Below are 20697 nucleotides of genomic sequence, written 5' to 3'. Positions count from 1 at the left end.
CGTGACGATATGACCAAGCTGCGTATTGCCTTTATGGGAACCCCGGACTTTGCCCTTGTGGCACTTAAGGATCTGGTTGCAGCCGGGCACGATGTTGTGTGCGTCTATTCCCAGCCGCCGCGTCCGGCCGGCCGTGGTCAAAAGGAAACGCCAAGCCCGGTTCATGGATGGGCCGCCGAGCAGGGCATAGAAGTTCGCCATCCCGTATCGCTTAAGTCCGACGCGGAAAAACAGGCCTTTGCCGATCTTGATCTCGATGTTGCGGTGGTGGCGGCCTATGGGCTTATTCTGCCCAAGGCGATCCTTGATGCGCCGAAATATGGCTGTCTGAACATTCACGCATCACTGTTGCCGCGCTGGCGCGGGGCGGCCCCGATCCAGCGGGCCATTCTGGCAGGCGACGCGGCGACGGGGGTTACCATCATGCAGATGGATGTCGGGCTTGATACCGGCGATATGCTTCTGATCCGCGACATTCCGATCACCGCTGAAACCTATGCCAATGCGCTCCATGATGATCTGGCAGCATTGGGCGGGGAGATGATTGTTGAAGCGCTAGATAAGCTTCCAAAGGGTGAACTGACGGCAACCAGACAGCCCGAGGAGGGCGTGACCTATGCCGCCAAGCTTGAGCGTGCCGAGGCCAAGCTTGATTTTGCCGATGATGCGGCGAGTCTGGAACGGAAAATCCGTGCCTTTACGCCATGGCCGGGAGCCTATTTCGAACTGGGCAAGGAACGGATTAAGGTGCAAGCCGCCGAAGTGATCGACCAGTCCGGTCCGGTCGGCGAGATTCTTGACGATGCCCTGACAATTGGTTGTGGCAGCGGGGCGCTTCGCCCGACCCGCATTCAACGCCCGGGCAAGGCCGCGATGGATACCGATGCGGTACTGCGCGGTTATGACAAACTGGCAAAGGGCGTGGTTCTGGGCTGATGGCGGGGGATATTGTACGCCCGGACCGCGCAAATCCGGCTGATCTTGTCATTCGTCCGGCCTTTAACAGCGATGGTGACGCGATCGCGGTCCTGATCGCGGGGGTTTTTGCCGAATATTCCGGCTGCGTCTTTGATCGCGGGCTCGAATTCCCCGAACTTGATGCGATTGCCGATGATTTCAAACAGGCCGACGGGCGGATCTGGGTTGTGGTTGATCCGGCGGCGCGGGTTCTGGGGTGTTTTGGTGTTAAATATGACGCGGCGACCAGGGAAGCAGAACTTCACAAGGTCTATCTGCATCGCGAGACCCGTGGGCAGGGCATGGCCCAGAAACTGATGGCCAAGGCGCTGGCATGGTTGGTGGAGAACCATCCGGATTGCGCAACCGTGACGCTCTGGACCGATACGCGGTTTGAAGCAGGTCATCGCTTCTATGAAAAATGCGGCTTTGCGCGCACAGGCGAAAGCCGCATCCTTGATGATCTTAGTGCCTCGTCGGAATATCAGTTCCGCTTTGACTTTGCGGCCTATCAGAAAGCCCTGTCGTTCTAGGTCCTTATTGATCCGCCGGTTCGGTCGGTCCGCCATCGGCGGGCGCGGCATCAGCGGGGCGACGCACAGAACGGGCATCGCGGAAGCCAAGCTCCCATGGCGGGACCGGGGTGAATTTTTCGGCCAAAAAGTCGACAAAGGCGCGGACCTTGGGCGACAGGTGGCGCTTATGCGGATACACCGCCGAAATCCATGCCTGATCATGGACATATTCGGTCAGAACCGGGGTAAGACGTCCGGCGCGGATATCTTCATGAACCAGATATTCAGCCAGACGCGCCATGCCCAAACCGGCGAGGACTGCTTCGTGAAGCACGTCACCATCATTGGCCGAGAACGACCCCTGTGCGCGGAAGGCCACGTGACCGTCCGGGGTTTCAAAGTGCCAGTCGTTAAAGCTTTCGCGCGATGACAGATGCAAACAGTTATGGTTTTCCAGATCCTGCGGCTTGCGCGGGATGCCGTTCTTTTCGAGATATTCCGGCGAGGCAACAATCATTCGGCGGTTGACCGCATATTTGCGCGCGATCAGTGATGAATCTTCAAGAGCGGACAGTCGAATGGCCAGATCATAACCATCGTTGACCAGATCGGTGAATTTATCATCAAGCGTCAATTCGATCCGGACATCGGGATAGCGGGCCAGAAATTCCGGGATCAGGGGGACTACCTGCATCTTGGTGAAGGCAACCGATGCATTGATGCGCAATGTACCGCGCGGAGCGGCATAAAGCTGGGTGACGACTTCTTCGGCTTCCTCGATCTCGTTTAAGATCGTGCGTGCGCGTTCATAAAAGGCACGGCCTTCCTCGGTCAGGCTGAGCTGACGGGTGGTGCGCATCAACAGGCGCGCGCCCAGCCGGTCTTCCAGTCGGGAAATGTATTTCGACACGGCTGACGGGGACAGACGCATAGTCCTTGCAGCGGCTGAGAAGCTTCCTTCCTCAACGGCATGGACAAAGATTTCCATTTCCGCGGCACGATCCATATTTCGGCATTCCTATTTATGACGTTCTTTCACAAGTAATGTGCATATTGAGCTAATTCTCTTTCCCGGTAAAGAAAATTAGATTGAGTTCATCGAGAGCGACACGGCGTCGCAACGAACGAAATTTTTAGGAGGTCACCATGGCCACTTACGAAGAAATCACCACCCGTTACATCTCCGCCACCGAAATTGAAGCAGGTGTACGTAAAGGTCAGCAGCTGCGCGCTGAGTTCGTAGGTTCCTTCTTCCGCAACCTGTTCAAAGGTTCGGACAAGGCATCCGACATCAAGCATCCGGCCGGTACCGTTGGCGGTGCTGCCTGATCAGACGATTGCGCGCGGTCGAGCACCGATTGAGTTTCCTCCCCAAGAGGTGCTCCTGCACGCTGGACTACCGATTTCTATCTAGCGTCTTCCTCCCTATTTGACGCTGTTTTCCCGACTGGCCCGGTCACTTTTGTGATCCGGGCCATTTTTTTCGGCAATTGGCAGCACCGGCCTTTGCAAAGGGCAGCGTAAAACAGGCCCGGCAGCATGTGGGGCGGTATCGTATCGACTGCTAAGGGTTACCCCGGGATATTGTTTGCCTGGCTGCCCCGATCCACCTGTGTGTCGGGTGATCCTGCCTGTCTTGCGGTCTGCGGAGCGGCTGTTTTTCCAGCCGCCCGGCTATTGCGAATCCTGTGGGCTGATGCCCGGCGGGACGTAGAAGCCTGGACGTTCGGACAGCCAGGACAGGATGCTGATCACGGCCATGACAATCAGGGTGGCCATCAGCATGACCTCGATGGAAATGTCGGCGGCAAACATCCAGCCATAAATCGCCGGTCCCATGGCGGAGGCCAGCACCATCACAGCGGTCAGGGTGCTACGCACCGCCCCGATTTCATCAAGCGGCACCAGTTCCGGGATGATGGCGGTGCGCAGGGTGGTGGCAAAACCGACGGTAATACCGACCAGACCCATATAAATCAGAATGACAAAGGGTTGAGTGGTTGATGCAAGGACAACAATTCCCAGCATCATCGGGATCAGATGCCAGGGAAACAGGCGGCGCGCCGAATGTTTGTCAATCAGCGGCCCACTGCCAAAGGCCCCCATCACCGATGTCACGGCAAAAACGGTAAAGCCCGCCGCAAACCAGCCAAGATCAATATCCTTATGACTTGAAATCGTCCCCTGATGGAAAAAGAGCGCGGTCATGATCAAGGGTGGTGCGGCCAGCATCGGCATGCAGAACCAGACATAAAGCGATCTGAACAGGCGGGGATGTTCCGGATCGGATGGCGCAGCCTGATCATTGCTGTTATCGGCGTTAAGGGCGGTTTGCGACTCGCCATTGGTTGCGGATGCGGTTTTGGGGGCAGTTTTGTCCTTGCGAGCCGGGGCGGCACGGAATTTCTGATCACCGCGGATCAGCAGAATGGCAACCGGTATCAATACCCCCACGATAAAGGCCGCCGACCCGGCATAGGTATAGCGCCAGCCGACGGTGGCAATCAGTGCGAGAAGTGTCGCCGGAAGGATCGCCTCGGCCAGTGGAAAGCCGAAACTTGCGATCGCAAGGGCGCGCCCGCGATGCTTGCTGAAATAGCGTGCGATGCCGGTCATGCTGACATGGCTCATCAATCCCTGCCCGGCGAGGCGCAAGACAAACAGGGCGGCAATCAGCATCCAGACATTGCTGGCAACCGAAATCATCACACAACCAAGGGCAAGAAGTCCCAAGGTGGCAAGGCTGTAGGACAGGATATCGACCTTGTCGATCCAGCGCCCGACGACCGGCAGACACAGCGCGCTGCCAATCGTGATTCCGGCATAGATATTGGCAAACTCGGTCGCGTTCAGACCGAGGCTTGCGGAAATGAACGGAACAAAAAGCGCAACCAGAAAGGTCTGACCAAAGGAAGAGCCGAAACTGTGTAATACGCCAAAGGCAAGCTGCCTTGGGGCCTGACGCAGCAGAAGAATAAACTGCATGGAAGATGGTGTTTCCGGAGTTAAAAGGGGCGCGTTCAGAAGCAGGACTTATTTGTATGAGTAATACTGTATCGATTCAATTCCGGTCGGTCTACTGCCCGGTCGGGTAGGGTGAACGAATGTTGACCTGAAGGGAACCGCCCCAAAGAAAAAGCCCGCAGGGGTGAGGCTGCGGGCTTTGTTCAAAGGTCTGTCAGGTGGTGCCTAGCTGGCGACAGCGCTTGGCGTTGCGCCGTTCTTTTTGCTTTTCCACCAGTTAAAGCCAAGAACCACAAGCAGGACGACGGTGCCGGCAATTTCAGCTTTGACGTCGGGATAGAACACGCCAATCGTTGCCGGAACGATCACGATGCGCGAAATCACATCCATATGATCAAACAGATAGCCTTCAAGGGCGGCGGCAAAGGCGACCAGACACAGGATGGCGGTAAAGCCGGTCCACAGAACGATCTCGATTGCGCCACCTTCGATGATTTCCGGATTGAAGACCATGAAGGCCGGGATCAGATACAGGCCCTTGGCGAATTTCCAGGCCTGAATACTGGTCTCCATGGGGCTTGCATTGGCGATTGCCGCCCCCGCGAAGCCAGCCAGCGCAATGGGTGGTGTCACGTTACTGTCCTGCGAGTACCAGAAGACCACGAGATGGGCGATCAGAAGCGGGATACCGAACTCGTTCGACAGTGCCGGACCGACCAGAACGATCAGAACGATATAGGATGCCGTCACCGGCAGACCCATGCCGAGGATCAGGCTGGCCAGCAGAACCAGTACAAGGGCCAGAACGATGTTGCCGCCAGAAAACGCGATCATCATCGACGAGAATTTCAGGCCAAGGCCGGTCAGACCGACAACGCCAACGATGATCCCGGCAACCGCACAAGCCATCGAAACGGCAACGGCGTTTTTCGCACCAAGTTCAAGAGCGGCGATGGTAATCGCGATGCCCTTTTTGATGGCCTGTTTCAGCCCGTCATGGGTCGGCTTTTCACCATTTTGCGGGGCGACCACGAAATACCAAAGGGCATAACGCAGGGCTGCAACCGCCATAACCGAAATGATGGCCCAGAAGCCGACGCGCATCGGCGAGATATTGAGCACCAGCAGATAAATCAGAATGCCAAGCGGCAGGATGAACTGCCAGCCTTCCTTGAGAACTTCACGCCAGTCAGGCAGTTCTTCGACCGGCATGCCGCGCATGCCGTTCTTGAGTGCGACGATGTGGACGAACAGATAAACCGTTCCGAGATACAGGATCGCCGGGAAGATCGAGATCATGACGATGTCGAGATAGGGTACCTGGGTATATTCGGAAATCAGGAAGGCACCAGCACCCATCAGGGGCGGGGTGATCTGGCCGCCCGTGGATGCCGCAGCTTCAATACCACCGGCCTGTGCCGGGCGGTAACCGAGTTTCTTCATCAGCGGAATGGTGAAGGCACCGGTTGTCACAACGTTGGCAATTGCCGATCCACTGATAGATCCCATTCCGGCCGATGCCAGAACCGCAGCCTTGGCCGGGCCGCCGGCCTTTTTACCCGTGGCGGCATAGGCCATGTCGATAAAGAATTTGCCCGCCCCGGTGACTTCAAGGAAGGCACCAAACAGCACGAACATGAAGATATAGGTCGCAGCAACCCCCATCGGCAGGCCATAGATGCCTTCCTGACCAAGGTAGAGCTGACCGACAAGGCGATCAATATCGGCACCGCGATGGGCCAGAATGCCTGGAAGCCATTCGCCAAGCCATGGAAGTGCGCCACGCGGACCCGAAAGGGCATAGATGATGGCGACAACGCCGATCACGGTCATGCCAAGGCCGACTGCACGGCGGCTTGCTTCGAGCACGGTCACGGTTGCAATCACACCGATGATCAGGTCGGTGTTGCTCCAGAAACCGGCGCGATTGATGATCGCATCCAGATAGAAGGATAGATAGAAGCCTGTCGTAAAGGCACCGGCGAGGAAGGCGATATCAATCATCCATCCGAGTGCGCCGCGCTTCTTGTTGCTGCCAAATACCGGGAACATCAGGAAGGCAAGGAACATGACGAAGGCAAGATGGATGCTGCGCTGATAAAACAGACCAAGCGGCTCGATCCCGGCGCCATACATCTGGAACAGGGAGAGTGCGACAGCAACAATCGAAATTGCCAACACAACCATCTTGGGTTGTGGCAGTTTGTCCGTCATGGACGGAAACGGTGCCGGTTCAGACATTAAACTTATTCCCCGGTATCAAGGCGGATGGTGACACGTGTGTGTTCAGCCATCTTTGAAAGATAGATTTCGTCACCATCGGTTGTGACGATACGGTGATTAACTGCAAGAGACCCGACGCGCAGCACATAGGCGTTGCCCGCTACAGGTTCATCAATATCTTCGATCCAGTATCCACCGCCTTCGGCGCTGGTCAGTATCCCACGACCGGGGAAATGTCCCAGTCCTGCCGCGAAGTCGGGTTGATAGGCGCGATGAAGAACCATCTTGCCGAGATCGTCTATGTAACAGTCGATCACGCCATCACCGGTAACAGAATGATTCCAGTAAAGGCACCAGCCGGTCTGTCGTGGAATGTCGGTCCTTGCGAGAACCGAACCATCCGGGCCGATAACTTCAAGATGATCGACGGTGGTGCCGGGTTCGACTTCCTGTTGGCTGGCAGGGCCAGCACAGGCTGTGATCGAGAGAAGAAGGGCGGCCAAAAGAGGCCGCCCAAACTTTTGCGAAATCATGGACGCAGTTTTTCCGGGATCGGGAAACCGGTTTCTTCGTAGTAACGAAGGGCGCCCGGATGCATCGGGATCGGGGTCGAACCCAGTGCGAAGTCAATGGTGGTATCGTTGGCTGCCGGATGGATGGCGATCAGTTCGTCGACCTTTTCAAACAGGGTCTTGGTAATCTGATAAGCCAGTTCCTCGTCCATTTCGTCGCTTACGAACAGAACGTTCGGGGTCGAAATGGTGTTAACCGGTGCGGTTACGCCTTCGTAGATGCCTTTGCGCAGGGCATAAGGTGCGAAGGTCGGTTCTGCATCAAGTGCTGCGAGGATTTCATCATCGGTCAGCGCGATCAGCTTGATGTTACGCGTGGTTGCAAGGTTCAGGATCGAGCTGGTGGGCGGGCCGACGCTCCAGAAACCGGCATCGATGTCGCCATCGCGGATTGCATCAGCGGTTTCGTTGAAGTTCAGGCGCTGCTCTTCGATGTCATCATAGGTGATGCCATTGGCTTCGAGCAGGGTTTTGGCCGAAACTTCGGTCCCCGAACCCGGTGCGCCAACAGAAACGCGCTTGCCCTTAAGGTCGGCAAGGCTGTTGATGCCGCTATCGGCAAGGGTAACGAGCTGAACAGCGTTCGGATAGATCGAAGCCAGTGCGCGCACGTTATCAAGGGTACGGCCTTCGAATTTGCCGGTTCCGGTGTAACCTGCATAAACGGTATCGGCCAGACCGATTGCGATGTCACTGTCGCCACGGGAAACAAGACCCATGTTTTCAACAGATGCACCGGTAACTTCGGCAACGGCACTTGAACCATCAATATATTTCGTGATCAGTTCCGCAAGGCCACCGCCATACGGATAATAAACGCCGCCGGTCCCGCCGGTTGCGATCGAAAGCTGCTGTGCTGAAGCAGAAGTAGCGGTCAGCATCATGGCTGCGGCTGCTGCGGAAAGCAGAGTACGTAGCTTCATGGTAGTCCTCCCTAGGGTTAACACTTCTAATGTCCAATTAATCAAAGATCGCTACAGAATACGGTTCTTCACGTTCTTTACCGGCCAATTGTCATGGCCTGTTATTCTTGGATTTCACGGATGTCCGGTGTGGCTGTCATGATGACATGAAGCCTGGTCGCTTCCGGTTCCGTTCGACGCCAGCTGCGCACAAAGCAATTCTGGCAGGTCGATGAAATCATGTCAGAGAGTTGATATACAAAACAGCCATCTGGAAAACCCGGATCGGGCTGGCTGTCTGAATCTCCTCCCTGTGTTTTTGTCATTTTATCATTTTGGTACTCGAATGTGCAATGAGTATGCCAAAACAGGAATAAAAAATATTATTTAAAATCAAATACTTATTTTGGGCTTAATTGAGAAATCGGCATAATATTGCCGATCTGAGGATTTTGATCGGCGGAATGTTGCCGATATGCCGATCTGATCAGAGTGGCTTGTCGCGCCGGATGTTCAGCTTTTTCATCTTTTCATTCAGGGTCCGGCGCGGGATGTCGAGTTCTTCCATCACCGATTTGACATTGCCGTCATGGCGATCAAGTGCATCACGAATGACGCGTTCCTCGAAGTCACGGACCTGATCGGCAAGCGCAAGGGTCGTTGATGGTTTGCCTGCCGGATCAAACCCGCCCTTGAACAGGCGTTTGAACCGTTCTTCGGCGCTTCCGACCAGCAAGACGTACCGTTCCGCCATGTTTTTAAGTTCGCGGACATTGCCGGGCCATTCATGGGCCTTGAGTTGCGCGATCAGTGCCGGTGTCAGGCGTTCATAGGGGCGCTCGAACCGTTCGGCCGCACGTTCGGCAAAGATATCAAACAGAAGGGCAATATCATCCTTGCGATCCCGCAAGGATGCGATGGCCAGTTCAAAGGTATTGATGCGAAACAGAAGGTCTTCACGGAAATTGCGCGCGCTGACCGCATCAACCAGATCTTCGTTGGTCGCACAGATCAGCCGGAAGTCAACTTTGACCGGTGCGTTTGAGCCAACACGCACGACTTCGCGCTGTTCGATCACGCGCAGCAATTTGGCCTGAAGGGCCAGCGGCATGCTTGAGATTTCGTCAAGAAACAGCGTACCGCCAATGGCGTGTTCGATCCAGCCAATCCGTTGGCTGACCGCCCCGGTGAAAGAGCCTTTTTCATGACCGAACAGTTCGCTTTCAGCCGTACTTTCGGGAATGGCAGCACAGTTTACAGCGACGAATTTTTCATCGTGCCGGTCACTGAGATCGTGGATGGCGCGTGCGACCAGTTCCTTGCCGGTACCGGTTTCACCCGAAATCAGAACCGGGACTTCGGTCGGGGCAATATTGGCGATTTCGTCCTTAAGCGCACGCATCGGCAAAGAATTGCCGATCAGGCGGCTGTCCAAGCTGCTGCGGTGGATGATCTGTTGACGAAGCTGGCGGTTTTCGAGAACCAGACGACGCTTTTCAATGGCGCGTTCGAGACTTTCGACAATGTCTTTGGGCTCGAACGGTTTTTCGACGAAATCATATGCGCCGCTTTTCATTGCCTCGACCGCCATCGGGACATCGCCATGGCCGGTCATCAGGATGACGGGAATATCGGAATCCGCCGAAAGGACGGATTTGGTAAATGTGATGCCATCAAGTTTGGGCATTTTCACATCCGTCAGGATGACACCAGCAAAATCGGGACGGATATCCCGAAGCGCCTCGCGCGCGTCCTCATAGACCGTGACATCGAAATCCGAAAGTTCCAGCCATTGCGACAGCGCCATGCGCATCGCGGCATCGTCATCAACAATGATGATGTGCGGTTTGGTGATCGGATCTTGCATCTGGCTGATTGACGTCACTGTTTACTGTTCCTGAGCAGCGGCAAACGAACTTCGAAGCAGGCACCGCCCATTGTGGTGTTATAGGCTTTGATGGTGCCGCCAAAGTCCCGCACAATGCCATAAGTTACTGAAAGTCCCAATCCCACACCTTGTCCCGGATCCTTGGTGGTAAAGAACGGGTCAAACAGAAGTGCCAGCGTTTCGTCATTCATGCCCGGTCCGGTATCGGTGATGTGCATGGTAACATCATCGGCATCGGTGGCCAGATCGATGCGGATGCGTTTAACCCCGCTATCTTCCATTGCATCAAGTGCATTGCGGATGATGTTGACGCAAATCTGTTCGATCCGGACCAGATCGGCCCGGATGATCAGGGGGTAATCCGGTTCGTTGCGTTCCAGACTGCAATTTTCGGACTCAAGCTGCGGACGCAGAAGTTGCAAGGCGTTCCCGAGGGCAACTTTCAAATCAACCGGTTCAAGCACACCGGTCGACTTGCGTGAAAATGTCTTGAGCTGTCCGGTAATCGCGCCCATGCGCTCGGTCAGGGATGAAATCTGGCTGATATTCTGGTCAAGCTGGTCGGTTTTGCCGCGGTCAAGCATCAGTTTGGCACTGGCACAGAAAGTCCGGATCGCGGTGATCGGCTGATTGATTTCATGAGCGATGGCTGCTGACATCTGACCAAGGGCGGCCAGTTTTCCCGCCTGGACCAGTTCATTCTGGGTGCCGCGCAGCTCGTCTTCGGTCTTGCGGCGTTCGGCAATTTCTTCTTCGAGCCGGGTATTGAGCGCCTGGATGCGTTCAAGTTCGCGAGCTTCACGCTGGGATGCGAGTTTAAGCTCGCGCTCGCGCAAGAACAGGATCAGCAAAACGATCATGCCCCCGCCAATGATGGCGATCAGCATGACAGCGGCCTGACGGTCGGTAACCTGATCCATCGAGGTCAGATAGAAGATGCGCCAGTCACTGCCGCGGATCGGTTTGCTGTCAAACAGGTAACGGTGGGAACTGATGGTGACGATGCCCGAACCTTTTGCCAGTTGTTGCCCGACATTCAACGATGTCAGTTCGCGGCCGGGATATTGGCGGTTCAGGTTGATACGGGTGCGATCAGTATCGGAAAGCGGGGACAGGGTCCGGTATTTCCAGTCGCCGCGACTGGTCAGGGTGATCACACCGTCGGCATCGGCAACGAAAACGGTTTCGCCGCCTTCCTGCCAGTTCATTTCAACTTCATCGAGTTCGAGTTTGACGACGACGACACCGATGATCTCGCCATTCTGGAAAATCGGATTGGAAATGAAAACACCAGCGCGTCCGGTGGTGACGCCGATCCCGAAAAAGAATCCCTCGTTCCCGGCAAGGGCCAGGCTGTAATAGGGGCGGAATGAATAGTCTTCGCCAACAAAACTGTCCGGTGTGTTCCAGTTGCTGGATGCGACGGTGACACCGGTTCTATCAAGAACATAAAGGGCTGCTGCACCGGACCGGTTGTTGACCCGTTCCAGATAAAGATTGGCGATCTGGGCTGTTTGCGGATCAGAGATGGCCTGGATCACCTGATGATGGCGGGCAACCACATAGGGAAGGTAGCGATACCGGTCAATCGCCGCACGCAGGGAGCTGTCATAAAGGGCCAGACGGGCCTGACCGGTTGATTGCAGTTCGCGGATGGTCAGATTGCCGGTCGAACTGACGGCAAGCCAGACCACCAAAGCCGATATCAGCGTGCCGGCAAAGGTCAGGCTTGCGCGACTGAAATTGCGTAACCAGTAAAAAATTGCGGCCTCCGATCCCGTTTGGGACCCTTTTTGTGTTTTGCGCGTTTGTACCGGGTTCGCGCTTTTATCCTGATGGGGTGATTGTTATTGGGCAGAATGGCGCAAAGTCAACAAATACAGGCAAGCCGTGCCAGAGATGATGCGTGTATTCGATGAGCCTTAATTATGCCGCAAGTGGTTATTTTTTCGCCACATTGGAATGTAAATTGTATAGTCACAAAACTAACGAACGAATTGTATCTGTCCAGATGACGAGGTCCAGGTGAGTAAGATCGCACTTGTTGATGACGACCGTAATATCCTGACGTCTGTTTCCATGGCTTTGGAAGAAGAGGGTTATGAGGTCCTGACATATTCCGATGGTTCGGAGGCATTGCATGCCCTGACCAAGGAAGAGCCGGATCTTGCCGTGCTTGATATCAAGATGCCGCGCATGGATGGACTGGAACTTCTGACCCATCTGCGCAAGAAAACCGAAATGCCGGTGATCTTCCTGACGTCCAAGGATGACGAGGTTGATGAACTGACCGGTCTGCGTCTTGGCGCGGATGACTACATCAAAAAGCCGTTCTCGCAGCGTTTGCTGATTGAACGTATCCGCACATTGTTGCGCCGTTCGGAAATCATGCGGGCCGGTGGTATTCGCCCGAACGGGTCCGATGATGTGTTGCAGCGCGGGGATCTGGTTCTTGATCCGTCACGCCACATGTGCAGCTGGAAAGGGCAGCATGTGAACCTGACCGTGACCGAGTTTCTGCTGATTCAGGCACTGGCAAAACATCCGGGTCATGTGAAGAACCGTGACCAGCTGATTGATGCGGCCTATGGCGAACATATCTATGTCGATGACCGCACCATCGACAGCCACATCAAGCGCCTGCGCAAGAAATTCCGCGAGACCGACAAGGAATTCAAGGAAATCGAAACCCTGTATGGCGTTGGCTACCGCTATCGCGACTCTGCCACGGTGGCAGGATAATCAGATGAATTCTGGTGCCGGAGCATGTCTGTTCCGGCACCTATCGTTTTGCAGGCCCGATCCAAGCGGGCCAGTTACGCAGGTTTGAATGAGCGATCAAAGCGCTGGCGATCATGACCAGACGACAGGCCAGTCCGAAACACGGGCGGCACGCATAGAGGAACGCCACGGGCTGTTTTCCCCTTTGACCTGGCGCATTCTTGCCGTGAATGCGCTGGCTTTGTTTGTGCTGGTTGCAGGTATTCTGTATCTGGGCCGCTACAAGCAGGAACTTATTCATTCCGAACTTGAAGCCATGGCCGTGCAGGCGGAAATGTATGCCGCCGCCCTTTCGACATCTGCGGTCAGTGCCGAAGATGATGCGACCAACCGGGTGAAGCTTGAAGTCGCGCGCGAGATGGTGCGTCGGCTTGTCGGTATTACCGGCGCACGCACACGGCTTTTTGCCACCAATGGCAAGCTGATGGCTGACAGCCGTAATATCCAGTCCTTTGGCGCAGGCACCATTCAGGCCGAAGAACTTCCGGCACCGGGCGAAGAAGATGCCTTTGCCGATATCATGCGCAAACTGACTGACGGGCTTCTGACCCTGTTTGAAGGCGAGCAGCCCTTGCCGCTTTATGTCGATCCGCCCGTGGCAAGTGCAGCCGATTACCCCGAAGTTCGTGCGGCATTGGCGGGGTATTCGCGCGGTGTTGTGCGTGTGGATAGCCAGGGGCGCCGGGTCTTGTCGGTGTCGGTTCCCGTGGCGCGTTTCAAGCAGGTTCTGGCGTCGGTGATGCTGACCAAAAGTGGCGACACAATTGAAAGCGCGCTGCATGCGGTGCGGCTTGATATCCTTAAAATCTTTGTTTTTGCCTTTGGCATCACGGTGTTGCTGTCGATCTATCTGGCTGGCGTGATTACCCGGCCGTTAAACCGGCTGGCGCGTGCAGCCGAACGGGTCCGGCGCAGCAAGAACCGCCAGTTCACCATTCCCGATCTGTCGGATCGCCGCGACGAGATCGGTGATCTGTCGACCACGCTGCGCGATATGACCGAGACCCTTTGGGACCGCATGGATGCGATTGAACGGTTTGCCGCCGATGTGGCGCATGAAATCAAAAACCCGCTGACATCGCTGCGCAGTGCGGTGGAAACGGCAACGCGTCTCAAGGACCCGGAACGCCAGCGTCGCCTGATGGAAATCATTGCCGAGGATGTGCAGCGTCTGGACCGTCTGATCAGTGATATTTCCGACTATTCGCGGATGGATGCCGAATTGTCGCGCGCCGAATCCGAAGAAGTTGATCTTCGGGTTCTGCTGCAAACACTGGGCGAACTTTATAATGCCGATCCGTCCGGGCCGCGTATCCGGGTGTCTGTCCCCGAAAACCTGAATGTTCCGGCCCTTGAAAGCCGGTTGACCCAGGTGTTCAGAAACCTGATTTCAAACGCGATTACCTTTAGCCCCGAGGGCGGCGAAGTCCGGGTTCGGGCATGGCGTGACAAGGAACGTGCGATCATCACGATCGAGGATGACGGTCCGGGTATCCCGCCGGGCAAGGAAGAGGCGATCTTTAACCGCTTCTATACCGAGCGCCCCGCGACCGAGAAATTCGGCCAGCATTCGGGACTTGGTCTTTCGATCTCCAAGCGGATCATTTCGGCCCATAATGGTGAACTGAGCGCACAGAATCGCGTGGTCGGGGACGAGGTAAAGGGTGCTATCTTTACCATTCGTCTGCCGCTCGAATAGGGAATCGGCACCAAAAAACCGCGAAACGCTTATGCGGAAGGTCAGGTTTACGCGTTTGGTGTTTGACAACAAACGCGCCGCCCCGCATCGTTTTGCCATTATGTCCCAGCTTCATGCCAATTGTGTCCAGATCGGTGACTATGCGCTTTTGCTGCGCGGTCCGTCCGGTTCCGGGAAATCCAGTATATCTCTGCGTTTGATCGATGCGGGGGGCTTTCTGATCGCAGATGACCGGACAGACCTTGTTGCACGCGACGGGCGTTTGATTGCGACGTCGCCTGCAACGATTGCCGGATTGTGTGAAGTGCGCGGGCTTGGCATTGTGCGCGGATTGCCACAACGTCCTGAAGGCGATGTCAGGGTGGTGATTGATCTGGTCGATGATCCTGATCTTGTGGAACGAATGCCTCATGGCACATCAGAAGAGATTTGTGGCATATCTGTTGCGCGTTGGACATTATGTGCAACCGATCTGGCACTTGAGGCCAAGATCAGGGTAGCTTTGGCGCTTGCGACCGGTGAATTGCGCTTAGAGTCTTAAGGAAGCTGTTTTGCAGAAAACTCCCGTCAAACCCCGTGATGACCAGAATGCCGCACCTGACAGCTTTGATGGCAGAAGCGGTCTTGTCCTTGTGACCGGTGTTTCGGGGGCAGGACGGACAACTACCCTTAAAATCCTTGAAGATTTCGGTTTTGATGCGGTTGACAACTTGCCGCTTCGGTTGCTTTCGGCCCTAGTGCCAAGCGATTGCCGCCCGGATCGTCCGATTGCCATCGGGCTTGATATCCGCACACGTGATTTTGGCGTTGACCAGTTTGTCGAGATTGTTGGACGCCTGCGCAAGCAGACCGGCATGGAACCCTTGATGATCTATGTCGATGCCGACACAACGGTGCTACAGCGTCGCTTTACCGAAACGCGCCGTCCCCATCCACTTAGCCATGACCGGCCACTGGTTGACGCGATTGAGCATGAAAAACGTCTGATGGCGCCGATTGCGGCGACGGCGGACATGCGGATCGACACATCGCGGATGAAATCAACCGAGCTTCGCAAGATTCTTCAGGACCAGTTTGATATTGGCGAAAATGAAGGCCTTGCGATCTTTGTCAAAAGCTTTTCATTCCGTCAGGGTGTGCCCGCAGAAGCCGATCTGGTTTTTGACGTTCGCTTTCTGCGCAACCCGCATTATGATCCCGAGCTTCGCCTGCTGACAGGCATGAATGATCGGGTAGGCCAATATATTGAAGAAGACCCGGACTTCTCCGGGTTTGTGACCCGTCTGAAAGCAATGCTGGAGCCGATCCTGCCGCGTTATGCGCAAGAAGGGAAAAGCTATCTGACCATTGCGATCGGGTGTACGGGCGGACAACATCGTTCGGTTTATATCGCACGGATACTCAATGACTGGATTGCCGATCTGGGATATGACACACATCTCGGACATCGAGACAAGCCAGATGAACCGGCATCGGGGGAGTGAATAAAATGGAGAAAACTGCATGATCGGGATGGTGCTGGTCACCCATGGCGATCTCGCGAAAGAGTTCGTATCTGCCTTGCAGCACGTTGTTGGCGAGCAGGAAAATGTCGAATCGGTCTGTATTGGACCCGATGACGACATGGAACAACGCCGCGCGGATATCCTTGCAAGCGTCGAGAAAGTCGACAGCGGCAAGGGTGTTGTCCTGTTGACGGACATGTTTGGCGGGACGCCGTCCAATCTGGCGATTTCCATCATGGAACAGGCAAATGTCGAAGTCATCGCAGGGGTTAATTTACCTTTGTTGATCAAACTGGCATCTGTTCGCATTGACGGGACGCTGGCCGAGACGGTCAATGCGGCTCAGGATGCCGGGCGTAAATATATCAACGTTGCGTCGCGTCTGCTGAGTGGCGAAGAATAAGACGGCAACAAAAATAAGAAGGCCGGATGTATCGCAATCGGACATCCGGCTGGCGGGGACATAGATGGCGCAGAAGGAAAAACGTATCCTTACGATTAGCAACCAGCGTGGTTTGCACGCGCGGGCGGCGGCGAAATTTGTTAAACTGGCTGGTGAATTTGAATCCAGCATCATGGTCCGCAATCGCGGCACCGAAGTTTCGGGTGTATCAATCATGGGGCTTATGATGCTTGCCGCATCGATTGGCACCGAGATCGAGGTTGAAGCAACCGGACCCGATGCGGTCAAGGCGATTGAGGCCCTTAACGAACTTGTCGATGCAAAGTTCGACGAAGAATAAAACGCATAACGACCAAAAGACTTCTGACTTTCGGGAAAACAACAAAAACAGGTTCTGACCCCAGGTTTGCAAGTTCCGCCAAAAGATCAAACCCCATCAGACGACCATGCCACCGGTGCCCGCCGGGTCATTACCGGATTGGGTGCATCAGGCGGGATCGTGATTGGCCGGGCTTTTGTTGTGGACCGGCAATATATCCAGGTCAGCCGCAAACCGATTGCCGATGATGCTGTTCAGGCCGAATGCAAACGCCTGCATGACGGTGTTGCGGAAAGCATCGATCAGCTCAAACGTCTGAAATCCCAATCTTCATCAGCCGACAGTGCGGCATCCGAGGAACTTGGCTTCCTGCTTGATGCCTATATCCACATGCTGACCCAGTCGCGACTGGTGCGCGGTGCGGAAGAGCTGATTGTTTCGCGCAAGCTGAATGCCGTCCATGCGGTCAGCGAAGTGATTGATGTGATCGCTACCCAGTTTTCGGGCATGGATGATCGCTATATCGCGGCGCGTGCAAGCGATATCCGTGAAGTCGGCTTGCGCCTGATGCGTTGTCTGATGGGCGAAACCGACCGTGCCGTTGAAAAGGCCCCCAAGGGGGCGATCCTGATTGCCGAAGATGTCAGCCCGGCCGATATGGCCCGGTTTGAGCCGGGGCAGCTGACTGCCTTTGTCACCGCCCTTGGCGGGGCCGAGGGCCATACGGCGATTATGGCAAGATCACTCGGTATTCCGGCTGTTCTGGGGGCGACCGACATCATCCGGGGTGTATCCGGTGGTGATCAGATCATTGTCGATGGCGGGCGCGGCGAGGTTATCCTGTCGCCCTCTGATGCTGATATCGAACATTACAGCCAGCGCCGGGCAGACTGGCTGGCGGCACGTGACAAGCTTGCGACATTGCGCGACGTACCATCGGCAACGCGCGACGGGGTCGATATTGATCTTCATGCCAATATCGAATTGCCGATCGAACTTTCCGCAGCCCTTGAAAACGGGGCGACGGGCATCGGACTTTTGCGCAGTGAATTCATGTTCATGAACAAGGATTATCTGCCCGATGAAGACGAACAATATGCAGAACTTTCTGACATCGTAAAACGGATGGGCGGCAAGCCGGTCACGATTCGCACCCTTGATATCGGTGGTGAAAAGCTCGCGGTGGCGCTTCAGGCCGATATGGGGTCGGGACCAAATCCGGCTTTGGGATTGCGCGGTGTTCGCTTGTCGCTGCGCAAACCCGAACTGCTTGAAGCCCAGTTTGCCGCCATCTTGCGCGCGTCCCTGCATGGGCCGGTCCGGGTGCTGATCCCGATGGTGGTCGGGGTGCATGAAATGACACGTGCGCGCCAGATTTACGAGGCAGTCGCCAAGCGCCTGCGCAAGGAAGGGCACGCGATCCCCGAAATATTGCCGCCATTGGGCGCAATGATCGAAATTCCGGCCGCGGCAATTGCCATCGATACATTGTCGCGTGAATGCGATTTCTTTGCCATCGGCACCAATGACCTGACGCAATATACGCTGGCGATTGACCGGACCGATGATCAGGTGGCGGGGCTTTATGATCCGCTTCATCCGGCGGTCTTGCGCCTGATCCGTGATGTGATCCGGGTTGCCGGTGAACGGGGTATCCCGGTCAGTGTTTGCGGCGAAATGGCGGGTGATCCGCGTTATGTGCCGCTGTTTATCGGGTTTGGTTTACGCAATCTGTCGATGTCGCCGGTTAACCTGTTGCTGGTCAAACAGCGCCTGCGCCGGCTTGATACCCGTAATTCCGAACATCAGGCCAACCGGGTCATGGAACAGTGGGATTCGGCACGCATCGCCATGATGCTTGATGATTTCAACGATCTTGCCTGATTGATCGGGCCTTGGCGCAATCTTGGCCGGATCAGTCATCGGCCTTGTCCATTGCAACCATCATCACGACATAGGGAACAGTCCGAAATTTTCCGCCGAAATCAGCAGGATTTCGGGGTGAGAATGGTCGTGGATTGATCCGTCTTTTGCGATTGGGCAAAAAAAGACTTGAAAACGATATAAAGAAATCTTTATATGTGTTCCATCGCGGTCAGGGAAATGACCGCAACAGAATTTCTCGGCGTATCGGCAGGACAGAAGTCCGTGGCGGATGCGCCATTCCTGTTTGATTGGAGACGACATGTCGAACTTTACCGATTACAAGGTCGCAGACATCTCGCTGGCCGCTTGGGGCCGCAAGGAAATCGCGATTGCCGAAACCGAAATGCCGGGCCTGATGGCGCTGCGCGAAGAATATGGCGCAGCACAGCCGTTGGCTGGCGCACGTATCGTCGGTTGCCTGCACATGACCATCCAGACCGCAGTTCTGATCGAGACGCTGACGGCACTTGGTGCGGAAGTTCGCTGGTCTTCGTGCAACATCTTCTCGACCCAGGATCAGGCTGCTGCGGCGATTGCTGCTGCTGAAATCCCGGTATTTGCCTGGAAAGGTGAAACCGAGGAAGAATTCTGGTGGTGCATCGAGCAGACCATTTCCGGCCCGAACGGCTGGAAACCGAACCTGATCCTTGACGATGGCGGCGACGTTACCCAGCTGATCCACGACAAGTATCCGGAACTTCTTGAAGACATCAAAGGTCTGTCGGAAGAAACCACCACCGGTGTTCACCGCCTGTATGAAATGGCGAAAAAAGGCACCCTTAAGGTTCCGGCGATCAACGTCAATGACTCGGTCACCAAGTCGAAATTTGACAACCTGTACGGCTGCCGTGAAAGCCTGGTCGATGGCATCAAACGCGCAACCGACGTAATGGTTGCCGGTAAAGTTGCTGTTGTTGCTGGCTTTGGCGACGTGGGTAAAGGTTCTGCTGCTTCGATGCGCAGCCAGGGTGCCCGCGTTCTTGTGACCGAAATCGATCCAATCTGTGCTCTGCAAGCCGCGATGGAAGGTTACGAAGTCACCACCATGGAAGATGCTGCACCGGTTGGCGATATCTTTGTCACCACCACGGGTAACATCGACATCATCACGCTTGACCATATGCGTGCGATGAAAGACCGTGCAATTGTTTGCAACATCGGTCACTTCGATTCCGAAATCCAGATCGGTTCGCTGCGTAACTACAAGTGGGACAACGTCAAGCCGCAGGTCGACGAAGTCGAATTCCCGGATGGCAAACGTCTGATCGTTCTGGCCGAAGGCCGTCTGGTCAACCTTGGTTGTGCAACCGGCCACCCGAGCTTTGTTATGTCGGCCTCCTTCACCAACCAGGTGCTGGCACAGATCGAGCTGTGGAAGAACTTTGCCAACTACGAAAACAAGGTTTATGTCCTGCCCAAACACCTTGATGAGAAAGTTGCAGCCCTGCATCTTGACCGTCTGGGCGTAAAACTGACCAAGCTTTCGAGCGAACAGGCCGAATATATCGGTGTTCCGCAGGCTGGTCCGTTCAAGCCGGATCATTACCGTTACTAATCGGTCTTTGCCGATTTGCATCAAAGCCGGTCTGTTCAGTCAGACCGGCTTTTTTGTGTTCAGGGCGGGACTTGCTTGGTAAAAGCAATCAGCCCCACCAAAGAGTTTGGAAACATGCCCCAGCTTGAAATCGAATATTCCGCAAAGCTTCCGATTGCCGACGAATTGCCGAAACTGGCTGTTGATCTGCATTATGTGATTGCCCGCGAAGCCGATGCGGATCTCTCTTCCTTCAAGACGCGGATTTCAGCGCTGCAGAATGTCGTGATTGCCGATGGTGATGACAGTCATGCGATGGTCCATCTTGATATTCGTCTGCTGTCGGGGCGGACCGATCAGATGAAGTTCGCCACGGGCGAGGCAGCCCTTGCGGTCCTGCGTGATCGGCTGGAATGGCTGGTGGGGGATTATGCGGTGCAATTTACGGTCGAGGTCCATGACCTTGATCGGGCGCATTACCACAAGCATGTGACCCTTGCGCCGTAAGG

General features: G+C 55.3%; 19 protein-coding genes. 12 read left to right on the top strand and 7 right to left on the bottom strand.

The window, feature by feature from the left end; all coding sequences use genetic code 11:
* Positions 1 to 9 precede the first annotated feature (9 nt).
* Complete coding sequence (gene fmt, locus TH30_RS00525; protein ID WP_114096824.1) at positions 10 to 936, top strand: methionyl-tRNA formyltransferase; 927 nt, start codon at positions 10 to 12, stop codon at positions 934 to 936.
* Complete coding sequence (locus tag TH30_RS00520; RefSeq protein ID WP_114096155.1) at positions 936 to 1490, top strand: GNAT family N-acetyltransferase; 555 nt, start codon at positions 936 to 938, stop codon at positions 1488 to 1490. The genes fmt and TH30_RS00520 overlap by 1 nt, the downstream gene beginning before the upstream one ends.
* 4 nt (positions 1491 to 1494) lie before the next feature.
* Here TH30_RS00520 and TH30_RS00515 read toward each other — a convergent pair whose 3' ends face one another.
* Positions 1495 to 2478: a LysR family transcriptional regulator gene (locus TH30_RS00515; RefSeq protein ID WP_114096154.1), complete on the bottom strand. Its 984-nt coding sequence runs from the start codon at positions 2476 to 2478 to the stop codon at positions 1495 to 1497.
* Positions 2479 to 2618: 140 nt separating this feature from the next.
* Between TH30_RS00515 and TH30_RS00510 the strand changes: the two genes are divergently transcribed.
* Entirely contained in the window at positions 2619 to 2801 is a 183-nt protein-coding gene (locus tag TH30_RS00510; protein WP_114096153.1) for a hypothetical protein, read from the top strand.
* Positions 2802 to 3146: 345 nt separating this feature from the next.
* On the opposite strand, the gene TH30_RS00505 is transcribed toward TH30_RS00510, so the two are convergent.
* From TH30_RS00505 to TH30_RS00480, 6 genes are all read right to left on the bottom strand, one after another.
* On the bottom strand, positions 3147 to 4457 hold the full coding sequence (locus TH30_RS00505) for an MFS transporter (protein ID WP_114096152.1): 1311 nt from the start codon (positions 4455 to 4457) through the stop codon (positions 3147 to 3149).
* A 204-nt stretch (positions 4458 to 4661) separates the two neighbouring features.
* The gene (locus tag TH30_RS00500) at positions 4662 to 6677 is read right to left on the bottom strand and encodes a TRAP transporter permease (protein WP_114096151.1); all 2016 of its coding nucleotides are present in this window, start codon (positions 6675 to 6677) and stop codon (positions 4662 to 4664) included.
* A 5-nt stretch (positions 6678 to 6682) separates the two neighbouring features.
* Positions 6683 to 7192, bottom strand: coding sequence for a DUF1850 domain-containing protein (locus tag TH30_RS00495; protein WP_114096150.1), 510 nt, complete (start codon positions 7190 to 7192; stop codon positions 6683 to 6685).
* Positions 7189 to 8154 carry a TAXI family TRAP transporter solute-binding subunit gene (locus TH30_RS00490; protein WP_114096149.1) on the bottom strand — a complete coding sequence of 322 codons (966 nt, stop codon included), beginning with the start codon at positions 8152 to 8154 and terminating at the stop codon, positions 7189 to 7191. Before TH30_RS00490 ends, TH30_RS00495 begins: the two co-directional genes overlap by 4 nt.
* A 466-nt stretch (positions 8155 to 8620) precedes the next feature.
* Entirely contained in the window at positions 8621 to 10018 is a 1398-nt protein-coding gene (locus tag TH30_RS00485; RefSeq protein ID WP_309471185.1) for a sigma-54-dependent transcriptional regulator, read from the bottom strand.
* Entirely contained in the window at positions 10015 to 11715 is a 1701-nt protein-coding gene (locus tag TH30_RS00480) for a sensor histidine kinase (RefSeq protein WP_258548565.1), read from the bottom strand. Before TH30_RS00480 ends, TH30_RS00485 begins: the two co-directional genes overlap by 4 nt.
* Positions 11716 to 12046: 331 nt before the next feature.
* On the opposite strand from TH30_RS00480, the gene TH30_RS00475 reads away from it, so the two are divergent.
* From TH30_RS00475 to TH30_RS00435, 9 genes are all read left to right on the top strand, one after another.
* Complete coding sequence (locus TH30_RS00475; RefSeq protein ID WP_114096147.1) at positions 12047 to 12763, top strand: response regulator transcription factor; 717 nt, start codon at positions 12047 to 12049, stop codon at positions 12761 to 12763.
* 88 nt (positions 12764 to 12851) lie between these two features.
* The gene (locus TH30_RS00470) at positions 12852 to 14501 is read left to right on the top strand and encodes a stimulus-sensing domain-containing protein (protein ID WP_258548564.1); all 1650 of its coding nucleotides are present in this window, start codon (positions 12852 to 12854) and stop codon (positions 14499 to 14501) included.
* Positions 14502 to 14559: 58 nt separating this feature from the next.
* Positions 14560 to 15042 (top strand): HPr kinase/phosphorylase, encoded by a 483-nt coding sequence (locus TH30_RS00465; RefSeq protein WP_258548563.1) that lies wholly within the window; start codon positions 14560 to 14562, stop codon positions 15040 to 15042.
* 10 nt (positions 15043 to 15052) lie between these two features.
* Complete coding sequence (rapZ, locus tag TH30_RS00460) at positions 15053 to 15985, top strand: RNase adapter RapZ (protein ID WP_114096146.1); 933 nt, start codon at positions 15053 to 15055, stop codon at positions 15983 to 15985.
* A 19-nt stretch (positions 15986 to 16004) separates the two neighbouring features.
* The gene (locus TH30_RS00455; RefSeq protein ID WP_114096145.1) at positions 16005 to 16409 is read left to right on the top strand and encodes a PTS sugar transporter subunit IIA; all 405 of its coding nucleotides are present in this window, start codon (positions 16005 to 16007) and stop codon (positions 16407 to 16409) included.
* 64 nt (positions 16410 to 16473) lie between these two features.
* Positions 16474 to 16749, top strand: a complete 276-nt coding sequence (locus tag TH30_RS00450) for an HPr family phosphocarrier protein (RefSeq protein WP_114096144.1) — start codon at positions 16474 to 16476, stop codon at positions 16747 to 16749.
* 66 nt (positions 16750 to 16815) lie between these two features.
* Positions 16816 to 18612, top strand: coding sequence for a phosphoenolpyruvate--protein phosphotransferase (ptsP, locus tag TH30_RS00445; protein ID WP_258548562.1), 1797 nt, complete (start codon positions 16816 to 16818; stop codon positions 18610 to 18612).
* Between the two features lie 301 nt (positions 18613 to 18913).
* Positions 18914 to 20209: an adenosylhomocysteinase gene (gene ahcY, locus TH30_RS00440; protein ID WP_114096819.1), complete on the top strand. Its 1296-nt coding sequence runs from the start codon at positions 18914 to 18916 to the stop codon at positions 20207 to 20209.
* A 114-nt stretch (positions 20210 to 20323) separates the two neighbouring features.
* Positions 20324 to 20695, top strand: coding sequence for a 5-carboxymethyl-2-hydroxymuconate Delta-isomerase (locus TH30_RS00435; protein ID WP_114096143.1), 372 nt, complete (start codon positions 20324 to 20326; stop codon positions 20693 to 20695).
* The last annotated feature ends 2 nt before the right edge of the window (positions 20696 to 20697 follow it).

The sequence above is a fragment of the Thalassospira profundimaris genome, assembly GCF_003326795.1.
Classification (GTDB): domain Bacteria; phylum Pseudomonadota; class Alphaproteobacteria; order Rhodospirillales; family Thalassospiraceae; genus Thalassospira; species Thalassospira profundimaris_C.
The sequence above is the reverse complement of the archived record's forward strand: the minus strand, read 5'-3'. Positions and strand labels throughout refer to the sequence as shown.

Excerpts from the sequence above, each read along its gene's own strand:
- TH30_RS00505 (WP_114096152.1), bottom strand. The coding sequence starts at position 4,457 with ATGCAGTTTATTCTTCTGCTGCGTCAGGCCCCAAGGCAGCTTGCCTTT.
- TH30_RS00495 (WP_114096150.1), bottom strand. The coding sequence starts at position 7,192 with ATGATTTCGCAAAAGTTTGGGCGGCCTCTTTTGGCCGCCCTTCTTCTC.
- TH30_RS00450 (WP_114096144.1), top strand. The coding sequence starts at position 16,474 with ATGGCGCAGAAGGAAAAACGTATCCTTACGATTAGCAACCAGCGTGGT.
- TH30_RS00500 (WP_114096151.1), bottom strand. The coding sequence starts at position 6,677 with ATGTCTGAACCGGCACCGTTTCCGTCCATGACGGACAAACTGCCACAA.
- TH30_RS00515 (WP_114096154.1), bottom strand. The coding sequence starts at position 2,478 with ATGGATCGTGCCGCGGAAATGGAAATCTTTGTCCATGCCGTTGAGGAA.
- fmt (WP_114096824.1), top strand. The coding sequence starts at position 10 with ATGACCAAGCTGCGTATTGCCTTTATGGGAACCCCGGACTTTGCCCTT.
- TH30_RS00455 (WP_114096145.1), top strand. The coding sequence starts at position 16,005 with ATGATCGGGATGGTGCTGGTCACCCATGGCGATCTCGCGAAAGAGTTC.
- TH30_RS00510 (WP_114096153.1), top strand. The coding sequence starts at position 2,619 with ATGGCCACTTACGAAGAAATCACCACCCGTTACATCTCCGCCACCGAA.
- ahcY (WP_114096819.1), top strand. The coding sequence starts at position 18,914 with ATGTCGAACTTTACCGATTACAAGGTCGCAGACATCTCGCTGGCCGCT.
- TH30_RS00490 (WP_114096149.1), bottom strand. The coding sequence starts at position 8,154 with ATGAAGCTACGTACTCTGCTTTCCGCAGCAGCCGCAGCCATGATGCTG.
- TH30_RS00435 (WP_114096143.1), top strand. The coding sequence starts at position 20,324 with ATGCCCCAGCTTGAAATCGAATATTCCGCAAAGCTTCCGATTGCCGAC.
- TH30_RS00470 (WP_258548564.1), top strand. The coding sequence starts at position 12,852 with ATGAGCGATCAAAGCGCTGGCGATCATGACCAGACGACAGGCCAGTCC.
- TH30_RS00520 (WP_114096155.1), top strand. The coding sequence starts at position 936 with ATGGCGGGGGATATTGTACGCCCGGACCGCGCAAATCCGGCTGATCTT.